Source organism: Blastococcus sp. URHD0036 (genome assembly GCF_000701365.1).
Lineage (GTDB): Bacteria > Actinomycetota > Actinomycetes > Mycobacteriales > Geodermatophilaceae > Trujillonella.
Map to the genome: position 1 here is coordinate 71,109 of NZ_JNIK01000018.1, position 11,977 is coordinate 83,085.

The 11,977-nt window shown below is 75.0% G+C and carries 11 protein-coding genes; 6 read left to right on the forward strand and 5 right to left on the reverse strand.

Annotated features, from left to right (window positions below):
* Window positions 1–15: 15 nt before the first annotated feature.
* Window positions 16–2,358: a putative bifunctional diguanylate cyclase/phosphodiesterase gene (locus tag N555_RS0120620; protein WP_156036479.1), complete on the reverse strand. Its 2,343-nt coding sequence runs from the start codon at window positions 2,356–2,358 to the stop codon at window positions 16–18.
* A gap of 106 nt (window positions 2,359–2,464) precedes the next feature.
* On the opposite strand from N555_RS0120620, the gene N555_RS27080 reads away from it, so the two are divergent.
* The 4 genes from N555_RS27080 to N555_RS0120640 all read left to right on the forward strand — a co-directional run bounded on the left by N555_RS27080 (window position 2,465) and on the right by N555_RS0120640 (window position 5,850).
* Entirely contained in the window at window positions 2,465–3,586 is a 1,122-nt protein-coding gene (locus N555_RS27080) for a GGDEF domain-containing protein (protein ID WP_051684311.1), read from the forward strand.
* Window positions 3,587–3,657: 71 nt separating this feature from the next.
* Window positions 3,658–4,209 (forward strand): carboxymuconolactone decarboxylase family protein, encoded by a 552-nt coding sequence (locus tag N555_RS0120630; RefSeq protein WP_029433392.1) that lies wholly within the window; start codon window positions 3,658–3,660, stop codon window positions 4,207–4,209.
* Window positions 4,206–5,105: an RNA polymerase sigma factor SigJ gene (sigJ, locus tag N555_RS0120635; protein WP_029433393.1), complete on the forward strand. Its 900-nt coding sequence runs from the start codon at window positions 4,206–4,208 to the stop codon at window positions 5,103–5,105. Before N555_RS0120630 ends, sigJ begins: the two co-directional genes overlap by 4 nt.
* Window positions 5,106–5,115: 10 nt before the next feature.
* Window positions 5,116–5,850, forward strand: a complete 735-nt coding sequence (locus N555_RS0120640; RefSeq protein WP_029433394.1) for a PIG-L deacetylase family protein — start codon at window positions 5,116–5,118, stop codon at window positions 5,848–5,850.
* A 107-nt stretch (window positions 5,851–5,957) separates the two neighbouring features.
* On the opposite strand, the gene N555_RS0120645 is transcribed toward N555_RS0120640, so the two are convergent.
* Window positions 5,958–6,632: a response regulator gene (locus N555_RS0120645; protein WP_029433395.1), complete on the reverse strand. Its 675-nt coding sequence runs from the start codon at window positions 6,630–6,632 to the stop codon at window positions 5,958–5,960.
* A complete protein-coding gene (locus N555_RS0120650; RefSeq protein WP_231503055.1) occupies window positions 6,629–7,831 on the reverse strand; it encodes an ATP-binding protein in 1,203 nt (400 codons plus the stop codon). The genes N555_RS0120645 and N555_RS0120650 overlap by 4 nt, the downstream gene beginning before the upstream one ends.
* A gap of 123 nt (window positions 7,832–7,954) precedes the next feature.
* Here N555_RS0120650 and N555_RS0120655 point away from each other — a divergent pair, with 123 nt between their 5' ends.
* Both N555_RS0120655 and N555_RS0120660 read left to right on the forward strand, forming a co-directional pair.
* A complete protein-coding gene (locus tag N555_RS0120655; protein WP_029433397.1) occupies window positions 7,955–8,890 on the forward strand; it encodes a PspC domain-containing protein in 936 nt (311 codons plus the stop codon).
* Window positions 8,883–9,188 carry a hypothetical protein gene (locus tag N555_RS0120660; protein WP_029433398.1) on the forward strand — a complete coding sequence of 102 codons (306 nt, stop codon included), beginning with the start codon at window positions 8,883–8,885 and terminating at the stop codon, window positions 9,186–9,188. The genes N555_RS0120655 and N555_RS0120660 overlap by 8 nt, the downstream gene beginning before the upstream one ends.
* A gap of 75 nt (window positions 9,189–9,263) precedes the next feature.
* Here the strand turns inward: N555_RS0120660 and guaA are convergent, their stop codons facing one another.
* Together guaA and N555_RS0120670 are read right to left on the reverse strand one after the other, a co-directional pair.
* Window positions 9,264–10,826 (reverse strand): glutamine-hydrolyzing GMP synthase, encoded by a 1,563-nt coding sequence (gene guaA / locus N555_RS0120665; protein ID WP_029433399.1) that lies wholly within the window; start codon window positions 10,824–10,826, stop codon window positions 9,264–9,266.
* Window positions 10,826–11,977 (reverse strand): GuaB3 family IMP dehydrogenase-related protein, encoded by a 1,152-nt coding sequence (locus N555_RS0120670; protein WP_029433400.1) that lies wholly within the window; start codon window positions 11,975–11,977, stop codon window positions 10,826–10,828. Before N555_RS0120670 ends, guaA begins: the two co-directional genes overlap by 1 nt.

Here is an 11,977-nt window from a genome sequence, read left to right on the forward strand (position 1 = left end):
CGCCGGACCCCGGGGTCAGACGGCGAGGAGGCGGGAACCGCCCAGCAGGTCCGGGACGGCCTCGGCCGGCACCGGGCGGGCGAGCAGGAAGCCCTGCGCCTGCGGACAGCCCATCCGGCGCAGCGCCGACAGCTGCCCGGGCCGCTCGACGCCCCCCGCGATCACCGGCAGCGTCAGGTCGCGCGCCAGCCGGAAGACCGCCCCCAGCAGCGTCGCCTCGCGCGGGTCGCGGTCGATGCGCGCGAGGAGGGACCGGTCGATCTTGACCGACTCCAGCGACAGCGCCCCGAGGCGGGCCAGGGAGGAGTGCCCCACCCCGAAGTCGTCCAGCGAGACGCCCACCCCGAGCTGGGACAGCTCACCGATCACGACCTCGGCGGCCTCCTCGTGGGCCAGCAGCCCCGACTCGCTCACCTCCAGGACCAGCTGACCGGACGTCAGCCCGTACCACTCGACGAGCTCCCGCACGCGCGGCACGAGCCCCGGCCGGACGAGCGAGGCCGGCGCGACGTTGACGTGCACCGCGAGATCGCCCTCGCGGTCGGCCGACCAGCAGGCCAGCCGCTCGCAGGCCTGGGCCAGCAGTTGGCCGGTCAGCTCGTCGAGCAGTCCCGCACGCTGGGCCACCGGGACGAAGACGTCGGGCGCGACCGCCCCCGAGTCGCTCGTCCAGCGCGCCAGCGCCTCGAGCGCGACGACCCGCCCGCTGCCCAGGTCGACGATGGGCTGGTAGGCCAGCGTCACCTCCCCCGCGTGCACCGCGCGGCGCAGCTCGGCGGCGAGCCCCGCCGGTTCCCGCTCCTGGAGGGTCAGGCCGGGCCGGTAGCGGACGACCTGGCCCTTGCCCGCGCGCTTGGCGGCGTACATGGCGGTGTCGGACCGGCCGAGCAACGTGTCAGCAGGGAGCGGCGGGTCGTCCGGGCCGAGCGCGCAGATGCCCACGCTCGCCCGCACCAGCACCGGGCTGCCCGCCACCTGGAAGGGCTCGCGCAGCGCCTCGAGCAGGCGGGAGGTCGCCTCCTCGGCGTCCCCGCCGTCCTCCAGCAGGACGGCGAACTCGTCCCCGCCGAGCCGGGCCACGGTGTCCCCGGCGCGCGTGGCGCGGCCGAGCCGGTCGGCCGCCCGGACGATGAGCTCGTCCCCCGCCGCGTGCCCGAGGGTGTCGTTGACGACCTTGAAGTCGTCCAGGTCGAGGAAGACGACGGCGACCGGGCGCCGGTCCCGGCGGTGCAGGGCGACGGCGTGCTGCAGCCGGTCGAGGAACAGCGCCCGGTTGGCCAGGCCGGTGAGCACGTCGTGGAACGCCTGGTGGCGCAGGACGGCCTCCCGGGCCGCCAGCTCGGCGGAGAGACGGACGTTGTCCCGGAGCGCCAGGTACTGCCGGGCGAGGACGAGGGTGATCACGACGGTGGCGAGGCAGACCTCGACGACGCCCAGTTCCCCGCCGAGCAGGACGTGCAGCACGGTGGTCACCAGCGCGACCGCGACCGGGACGTAGGGCAGCAGGTGCGCGGCGAGCGCCGCACGGTCGCGCCTCGCATCCCCGGCGCACCCGACCCGAGTGCCGGCCGGGCGCGCCATGCCCGCGAGCGCGAGCAGCAGGAAGCCGACAACCCACCCGAGGTCGGCGGAGAACCCGGCGTAGCGCATGGTCGCCTGCAGATAGGCGAAGGTGCCGTCGGAGATGCTCAGCGCCAGCAGACCGGCGCAGACCAGCAGCAGGTCCGGCTGCCGCATCCGTGCGCGGGCCGCCGTGAGCAGGCACAGCACGATGAGCGCCACGTCCAGGGCGGGGTAGGTCAGGAAGAGCAGCCAGTCCAGCTGCGGGGTCGCGGCCTGCCGGTCCACCACCGGACCGAGCACGAACTGCCAGCTGACCAGCGCCACCGCGGCGGTGCACATCACGGCGTCGGACGTGCGCCGCCAGCGGGCGCGCCCGCCACCGTCGGCCGGGTGGAGCAGCAGGCCCACCGCTGCCAGGACGGCGAACGCCACGAAGCCCACGTCGGCCACGGACGGGAAGGGGATGCCGGCACCGGTCATCTCCTGCGACGTCCACCAGGCCTGACCCGCCGCCCAGCTCGCGCACGCGGTCCCGAGGGCGGCCCAGGTGAGGCGCGACCGGCCGAGGGACCGCCGTGCCCGCCGCAGCAGCGCACCGGCCGCGGCGGCGGGTGCGACCAGCTGGGCGAGGTTGGAGACCACGCGGTCGTGGACGTCGGCCGGCAGGACGAACGCGAGACCGACGACGACCGCGAGGAGCGCACCCGCGCTGCAGACCGCCGTCGTGGGGAGGAGTGGCGGCAGGGCCGACGGCGGGGACTCCTGCGAGGCCTCCCGGCCTCCGGACGTCGTCACGCCCCGTGTCTGCGGCAGCACGGTAGGACATCTTGGTCCTCCCCTCTCCTCATGAGAAGGGCTCGGCGCTCTCAAGGTCGGACTAATTGGAGTCGATACACGGAGCGTGGGATCCCCATCCGAGGCCGCACCGGCGGCCGAGTCGCGCACCGTGCGCTGGCTGCGCGGTGGCGCCGTCGACCGCGCGCGCTACGCGGACATGCGCCGCGCGCTGAGCCGGCCCGAGCGTCTCGGTGCCGCGGTCGGGGCCGCCTGCCTGGTCTCCGCGGTCTGGTACGGCCCGGCCCTCGTCGTGGTCGTCCTGGTCGGTACCGCCACGATGGCCGTCGGCACGGTCCTGCACCGGCGCAGCCAGAACCCCGAGCACGTCACCGCGCTGACCTTCGGCGTGCTCGAGCTGGACCTCGTCGCCGCCGTGCTCCTCACCGGCGGGGCCGCCAGCCCGCTGCTCCCGCTGCTCGTCGTCCCCGTCCTCGCCCAGGCCGTCTGCTTCCGGCCGCAGGTGCTGGTGGCGGCCGTGGGCACCATCGCCGCGCTGCTGACCCCGGCCGTGCTGTTCGCGCCCGCCCTCCCGCCGGCCCCGGAGGCGCCGCCGGTGCTGCACCTGACCGTGTTCGCCTCGCTGGTCGTCTCCGTCGGCCTGGTCGGCTCGCACCTCGCCTCCGCGGACCTCCAGAGCCGCGACGAGGCGGTCGCCGACCCGATGACCGGCCTGCTCAACCGGCTGACCCTCTCCTCGCGGTTCGCCGAGGCCCAGCGCCTGGCGCAGGGGACCGGCCAGTGCATCGGCGTGGTGATGTGCGACGTCGACCACTTCAAGCAGGTCAACGACACCCACGGGCACGACCGCGGCGACCACGTCCTCGTGGAGCTGGCCGACCGCCTGCGGAGCAGCCTCCGGTCGACCGACGTCGCCTACCGGGTCGGCGGCGAGGAGTTCGTCCTGCTGCTGCCCGGCCGGGACATCGACGACGCCGCCCTGGTCGCCGAGCGCGTCCGTCAGGCGGTCGCGGCCACCCCGGTCGCCGGGCTCCCGATCACCGTCTCCGCCGGCGTCACCAGCACCCGGGGGGCCACGGCGACGCTCTCGGAGGTCCTCCGGGAGGCCGACCGTGCGCTGTACGCCGCCAAGGCGGCCGGCCGGAACCGGGTGCTCACGCCGGACGTGGCCGACGCGATGGCCGCGACCCGTCCGCAGCCGGGCGCGCCGGCCGTCCTGCCCGGCTGAGCCCCCGCCTGTCACATCCGGATCTGCTGCGTCGTCTCCATGGGCACCACCCTCCGGAGAGGACGCCCGACATGGCCCGCATCCCGCTCGACCCGCCGCGCACCGTCGTCAACCGTCTGGCCCGGTGGTGGTCGCGTCGCAGCTACGGCGCCGAGCTGGACCCGGCCGCGGCGATGGGGCACCACCCCGGCGTCCTGCTGGCCTCGGCGCTCCAGGAGGGGGCCCTGGCCCGGTGCCACCGCCTCGACCCCACGCTCGAGGCCCTTGCCGTCATGGCCTCCGCGGTGGGGATCGGCTGCTCCTGGTGCGTGGACTTCGGCTCCTGGATCAGCACCAGGGACGGCGTCGACCCGGCGAAGCTCCTCGCCGTGCCGCACTGGCGCGACAGCGACGCGTTCACCGACCTCGAACGCCGGGTGCTCGAGTACGCGGAGGCCATGACCGCCACCCCGCCGGTGGTGACCGACGAGATGGTCGCCGGCCTGCGGCGCGACCTCGACGACGCGGCCCTGGTGGAGCTCACGATGATGGTCGCCGTGGAGAACAGCCGGTCCCGGTTCAACGCCGCGCTGGGGCTCACCAGCCAGGGGTTCCGCGACCGGTGCGCGGTGCCGGCGGCATGACCGGCGTCCCTCCCGAGGTCCTGGGGTCCTTCGACGCGCACCGGCGGCTGCTGTTCACAGTCGCCTACCAGATGCTCGGGAGCGTCGCCGACGCCGAGGACACCGTGCAGGACGCCTGGCTGCGCTGGTCGGCCGCCGGTCGCGACGACGTCGAGGACCCGCGCGCCTACCTCGTGCGCATCACCACCCGCCTGGCGCTGGACCGGCTGCGCTCGGCGCAGAGCCGCCGGGAGACCTACGTCGGCCCGTGGCTGCCCGAGCCGCTGCTCACCGGCACCGCGCCGGACCCGGCCGACGAGGTCGAGCTCGGCGAGCAGGTGTCGCTGGCGCTGCTCGTCGTCCTCGAGACGCTCTCCCCGGTCGAGCGGGCCGTGTTCGTGCTCCGCGAGGTGTTCGGCCTGCCGAGCGCGGAGGTGGCGGCGGTCCTCGGGCGCACGGAGCCCGCCATCCGTCAGCTGGCGCACCGGGCCCGCGAGCACGTGGCCGCGCGCCGACCCCGGTTCGACACCGACGCCACCGCCCAGCGGGAGGTCACCGAGCGGTTCCTGGCCGCCGCGGTCGGTGGGGACGTCGAGGAGCTGCTCACCGTCCTGGCCCCGGGCGCCGTGCTGGTCACCGACGGCGGCGGGAAGGCCAAGGCGGCGCTGCGGCCCATCGTCGGCGCGGAGAAGGTGGCCCGGTTCCTGGCGGCGGTCGGCCCGGAGGGTGCCGCCATCCCGGGCATGCGCGTCGAGCTCACCGAGGTCAACGGCCAGCTCGGCGTCGTGGCGTCGACGCCGGAGGGCCCGTTCATGGCGACGACCCTGGTCGTCACCGACGGTCGCGTCGAGCAGGTGCTCGTCTTCCGCAACCCCGACAAGCTCGCCGGTCTGCGGTCCCCCGGGCGGGCCTCCTAGGCTCCGCCGGGTGACCGCTCCCCTCCCCCGCCGTCCCGCCGAGCACGTCGACCGCGTCCTGTGCGTCCTCGCCCACCCCGACGACGTCGACTTCGGCAGCGCGGGGACCGTCGCGACCTGGACGTCGGCCGGCACCGAGGTCACCTACTGCATCGTCACCGACGGCGACGCCGGCGGCTTCGACGAGACGCCGCGGCACCTGATGGGCCCGCTGCGGCAGGAGGAGCAGCGCGCGGCCGCGGCGGCGGTCGGCGTGACCGACGTCCGCTTCCTCGGCTACCCCGACGGCCGGCTGGAGCCGACGCTCGACCTGCGCCGCGACATCTCCCGCGTCATCCGGCAGGTCCGTCCGCAGCGCGTCCTCACCAGCTCCCCCGAGCGCTGGTACGAGCGGATCGGGGCCAGCCACCCCGACCACATGATCACCGGGGAGTCGACCCTGCGCGCGGTCTACCCCGACTCCCGCAACCCGTTCGCCTTCCCCGAGCTGCTCGCCGACGAGGGCCTGGAGGCGTGGACGGTGTCGGAGGTGTGGCTGGGCGCCAGCCCGCGCGCCGACCACGCGGTCGACGTGACCGACGTCGTCGAGCTGAAGTTCGCCGCGCTCAAGTCCCACGTCAGCCAGGTCGGCCACCGCGGCGACCTCGAGCAGTTCGTCACCGGCTGGATGGAGCAGGTCGGCCGCACCTTCGGCCTGCCCGCCGGCCGCCTCGCCGAGGCCTTCCACGTCGTGTTCACGGAGTGAACTGTCGTGCCCGAGTGGGGCCCGGAGGGTTCCGCGAAGGGTGCGACGGTGGGGCTCAGCGCAGGTGGGGACGGCACGTGGCCGCGGTGTCGGCCGGAGGCCGACGATCAGAGGAGCCGGTTGGTCGCCGCCCACCTCGTGAGCTCGTTGCGGTTGGACAGCTGGAGCTTGCGCAGCACGTTCGAGGCGTGGGACTCCACGGTCTTCACCGAGATGAACAGCCGCGAGCCGATCTCCCGGTAGGTGTACCCGCGGGCCAGCAGCTGCATGACCTCGCGTTCCCGCGCCGACAGCAGGTCCAGGCCCGGATCGACGGCGGGGTCCTCGGTCGGGGACGGTGCGGCGGTGGCGGAGAAGGCGTCCAGCACGAACCCGGCCAGGCGCGGGCTGAACACGACGTCGCCGTCGGCCACCCGCTGCACCGCGGCCCGCAGGTCGGGCCCGGAGATCGTCTTGGTGACGTACCCCCGGGCGCCGGCGCGGATGACGGCGATGACGTCCTCGGCGGCGTCGGACACCGACAGCGCCAGGTAGCGGACGGCGGGGAGCTCCGCGCGCAGCGTCTCCAGCACCGCCCGCCCACCGCCGCCGGGCAGGTGCACGTCGAGGAGGACGACGTCGGGCACGGTGGCGCGGATGCCGGCGATGGCCGCGTCGGCGTCGGCGGCCTCGCCGACGACCGTCACCGAGTCGCCGAGCTCCGCCCGCACGCCGGCCCGGACCATCCCGTGGTCGTCGACGACGAAGACCCGCGGCACCCCGCTCCCGACCGGTTCGCTCACGCGGACGCCTCCCTGGGCAGCAGCAGCTCCACCTCGGTCCCCTCTCCCGGCGCGGAGCGCACGGCCGTCGTCCCGCCGAACCGCGTCAGGCGGCCGGCCACCGAGTCGCGCAGACCGCGGCGGTCGGCCGGGACGGCGGCGGGGTCGAAGCCCTGCCCCCGGTCGCGGACGAATACCGACACCGACTGCGCGGTGACCTCGGTGTAGAGGTCGGCGGACGCCGCCCCCGAGTGCTTCGCGGCGTTGACCAGCGTCTCGCGGGTGGCCGCCCCCAGGGCGGCGAGGGCGTCGTCCACCGGCGCGTCACCCACGACCACCGGGTCCACGGTGAGCTCGTGGTCGGCCTCCACCTCGGCGACCATCGCCGACACCAGGCCGGCCCAGGTGCCCTCGGACGCCTTCGCCGGCTCATACAGCCAGGTGCGCAGCTCGCGCTCCTGGCTGCGGGCCAGCCGGGCGACGGCCTGCTGGTCGCCGGCGTGCCGCTGGATCAGCGCGAGCGTCTGCAGCACCGAGTCGTGCAGGTGCGCGGCGAGGGCGGCCCGCTCCTCGGACCTGATCCGTGCGGTGCGCTCGACCTCGCGCGAGGTGAGCAGCCGCCGCCAGAGCGGCGCGGTCGCCAGCGTGACGCCGACCAGGATCACGAGGGTGGCGGCGAACCCGTTGCGGGCGTTGGCCAGCTGGCCGGTGCTCGCGAGCAGCAGGACCACGCCGATGACGCCGAGCGCGACGCCGCCGGCCAGCACCCAGCGGACGCGGGGCCGGGCCAGCGTGCGGTCGGTGTCCAGCTGCCGCCAGATGGTCGCCAGACCCACGCCGACCAGCAGCAGCGGGACGGTGACGTCCCCGTTCCCCCAGCTCGCCAGGTTGGTCACGAGCGCCAGCGCGCCGATGCCGAGCAGGACCAGGCCGATCGTCTGCCGGCGGCTGGGCCGGTCCACCGTGGGGGCGGCCGGCACCTCGGCGTCGGAGATCGGCATGAACAGCCACAGCAGCCCGTAGACGACGACGCCGATCCCGGTCACGGCCAGCGCCACGAGCCCGACCCGGACGACCAGCGGGTCGGTGCGCAGGTGGGCGGCCGTGCCGGCGGCGACACCGGCGAGCATCCGGCCCGACCGCGGGCGCACGAGCGGCGGGCGCGCCAGGGGTGCGTCCGTCGTCGCCACGCCCGTCGCGGGCGTGCTGTCCACCGTCACCCGTCGATCGTCGCACCGGCCCGGCGCATCAGGCACCGGTGATCACCCCGGCGGGCGGGACCAGGGTCCGATGGGGGGCTTCCCTGATGTCCCGACGGCCCCCGGCGGGCCAGGCTCTCCGGCATGACCGCAGCTCCGCCTCCCGCACCGCCCACGGTGGACCCGCCTCCCGCCTGGCCACCGCCCCCACCGCCGTCCGGACCGCCGGCCCGTCCCCAGGCCCGCCGTAGCCGCGACGACAAGATGGTCGGCGGCGTCGCCGGCGGCCTCGCCGACTACAGCGGGATCGACCCGCTGCTGTGGCGGGTCGGCTTCGTCGCCCTCACCCTCGCCGGCGGCACCGGAATCCTCGTCTACCTGCTGCTGTGGGTGGTGATGCCGGCCGGTCCCCGCCGCGCGGACGACGGCGCCGCTGTCGCCCGGGTCGCCGACGCACCGACCCTCCCCCGCTCCCCGGTCGGCCGGCTCACGATGGCCGGCGTCCTGATCGCGGTGGGGTCGCTCGTGCTGGCGGTCCGGCTGACCGACTGGGAGCCCGGTCCCCGTGTCTTCCTCGGCACCGCGCTGCTCGTGGTGGGGCTCGGCCTCGTCGCCGCGGCCTTCACCCCCGGCCGCAGTGCGCGGGGCGGACTGATCGCGCTGGGCGTCGTCCTCTCCCTCGCCCTGGTGCTCACCTCGTCCGTGCCGTGGAACGGCGGCGGGGTCGGCGACCGCGACTACCGGCCGGCCGACGTCAGCCAGGTCCGGGACGCCTACCGGCTGGGTGCCGGGGACATGACCGTCGACCTGAGCCGCATCGACGTCGCCGACATCGACGAGCCGCTGCGCATCGAGATCGACCACGGCGTCGGCGACCTCGACATCGTCCTGCCGCGCGAGGCGGACGTGCAGCTGTCGCTGGACACCGGCGTGGGCGAGGACCAGGTCTTCGACGGCGGCTCGTCCGAGGGCGGCTACTTCCCCGGGTCCGGCTCCGGCCCCGGCGTGGACGACGACGAACCCGAGTTCGTCCTGACCGTCGACCACGGTGTCGGCGACACGGAGGTGTCCCGTGGCTGACTTCAGCGAGTTCCCGACGACGCCCACCGCCTGGCAGGAGCAGGCGCTGCGCGAGCTGACGGCACCCGACCCGGCTCCGGTCCCGGCGCTGCAGCCCCCGCCGCCGGTGCAGCGCCGGCCCGACCTGACGGCGCTCGTCCCCGGCGTGGTGTTCGTGCTGATCGCCCTGGTCGGGCTCGTCTCGGCGGACCTGCCGCTCGGGATCTTCGAGGACGGCGGCATCCTCTGGGTCGTCCTGATCGGCGGCGGCATCGCGCTGCTGGTCAGCGAGATCCGGCGGGCCCGTCGCCGCCGGTGAGCCAGCCGCGATCGAACGTGAGAGGCCCGGAACCGCAGCGGTTCCGGGCCTCTCACGTGCAGCGGAGCGTGGCCGCTACTCCCACTCGATGGTGCCAGGCGGCTTGCTCGTGACGTCGAGGACCACGCGGTTGACCTCGGCGACCTCGTTGGTGATCCGGGTCGAGATCCTCGCCAGCAGGTCGTAGGGCAGCCGGGTCCAGTCCGCGGTCATCGCGTCCTCGCTGGACACCGGCCGCAGCACGATCGGGTGCCCGTAGGTCCGCCCGTCCCCCTGCACCCCGACCGACCGGACGTCGGCCAGCAGCACCACGGGGCACTGCCAGATCTCGGTGTCCATCTGGGCCGCCGAGAGCTCCGCCCGCACGATCGCGTCGGCCCGGCGCAGCACGTCGAGCCGGTCGCGGGTGACCTCGCCGACGATGCGGATGCCCAGCCCGGGGCCGGGGAACGGCTGGCGCTGCACGAGGGTGTCGGGCAGGCCGAGCTGCCGGCCGACCTCGCGGACCTCGTCCTTGAACAGCGTCCGCAGCGGCTCGACGAGGGTGAACGTGAGGTCCTCGGGGAGGCCGCCGACGTTGTGGTGGCTCTTGATGTTCGCCGTGCCGGTGCCGCCGCCGGACTCGACGACGTCGGGGTAGAGCGTGCCCTGCACGAGGAAGTCGACGGTCTCGCCGTGCTCTTCCGCGTCCTTGACCACGTCGAGGGCGGCCTGCTCGAAGACCCGGATGAACTCCCGGCCGATGATCTTGCGCTTCTCCTCGGGATCGCTGACCCCGGCCAGGGCCCCGAGGAACCGCTCACTGGCGTCGACGACCCGCAGGTCCGCGCCCGTGACGGCCACGAAGTCGCGCTCGATCTGCTCGGTCTCGCCCTCGCGCATCAGGCCGTGGTCGACGTACACGCAGGTCAGCTTGTCGCCGATGGCCCGCTGCACCAGGGCGGCGGCCACCGCGGAGTCCACGCCGCCGGAGAGGCCGCAGATCGCCCGGCGGTCGCCGATCTGCTCGCGGATCGCCGCGACCTGCTCCTCGACGACGTTGGCCATCGTCCAGCTGGGCTCGAGGCCGGCGATGTCGAACAGGAAGTGCTCGAGCACCGTCTGCCCGTGCGAGGTGTGCCGGACCTCGGGGTGGAACTGCACCCCGGCCAGCCGGCGGTCGACGTCCTCGAACGCGGCGACCGGCGCCCCGGTGGAGGTGGCGGTCACGGTGAACCCGGGCGGGGCCTCGTGCACGGCGTCCCCGTGGCTCATCCACACCGACTGCAGCGACGGCAGCTCACCGAACAGGCGGCCGCCGGTGGTCACGGTCAGCGGGGTGCCGCCGTACTCGCGGTCCCCGGTGCGGGCCACGGTCCCGCCGAGCGAGGCGGCCATGGCCTGGAAGCCGTAGCAGATGCCGAACGCCGGCACGCCGGCCTCGAACAGCGTCGGGTCGACCTGCGGAGCGCCCTCGGCGTAGACGCTGGACGGACCGCCCGACAGCACGATCGCCGCCGGCTTGCGGGCGACGATCTCCTCGGCGGGCACCGACGACGGCACGATCTCGGAGTAGACGCCGGCCTCGCGGATCCGCCGGGCGATGAGCTGCGCGTACTGCGCGCCGAAGTCGACGACGAGGACGGTCGGGAAGTCCATCAGTCCGCGGTCTCCCCGGTCACGTGGCCGCCGACGACGAGGTCGACCCGCTGGAACTCCTTGAGGTCCCGGTAGCCGGTCTTGGCCATGGTGCGCCGCAGCGCGCCGAAGAGATTGGTGCGGCCGTCGGCGGCGTGCGCCTCACCCAGCAGGACGTCGGCCAGCGACCCGGCCGGCTCGATCGGCGCCGAGGTGCCGCCGCGGGGCAGCCGCGGGTGCGCGGCGACGGAGTCCCACCAGATGCCCCCGGCCGGCGCCTCGGCCGCCGCACGGAGCGGCTCGCCGAGCTGGACGGCGTCCGCGCCGCAGGCCAGCGCGCGGGCGATCGCGCCACTGGTCTCGATCCGGCCGTTGGCGATGACGTGCACGTACCGGCCGCCGGTCTCGTCGAGGTAGTCGCGGCGCGCGGCGGCGGCGTCGGCGATCGCGCTGGCCAGCGGCACGCGGATGCCCATGACGGCGTCCCCGGTCGAGTAGCTGTCGGCGCCGACCCCGACGATCACGCCGGCCGCGCCGGTGCGCATCAGGTGCAGCGCGGTCTGGTAGTTCGCCGCGCCACCGACGATCACGGGGACGTCGAGGTCGGCGATGAAGTCCTTGAGGTTCAGCGCCGCACCGGTCGTGGTGACGTGCTCGGCCGAGACGATGGTGCCCTGGATGACCAGCAGGTCGACGCCCGCGGCGAGCACGGCGGGCGCCAGCTGCAGGGTGTGCTGCGGGGAGATCCGCACCGCGGTGGTGACCCCGGCCGCGCTCATCTCCTTGATCCGCGCCGTGATCAGGTCGGGCTTGACCGGCTCGGCGTAGACCTCCTGCAGCACCGAGACCGGCGGGGGGCCACCGGCGGCGGCGTCCCGGATGCGGGCGTAGGCCGGCGCCGGGTCGTCGTACCGGGTCCACAGGCCCTCGGCGTTGAGCACGCCCAGGCCGCCGGCCTCGCCGACCGCGACGGCGGTGGCCGGGCTGACGACGGCGTCCGAGGCGCTCGTGACGAGCGGGATCTCGAACCGGAAGGCATCGATCTGCCAGGCGGTGGAGACGTCGTCGGTGTCGCGCGTGCGGCGGGACGGGACGATCGAGACCTCGTCGAGGTCGTACCCCCGGCGGGCGAAGCGGTTGAGGCCGATCTCGACGGTGTCGCGTGCGGACAT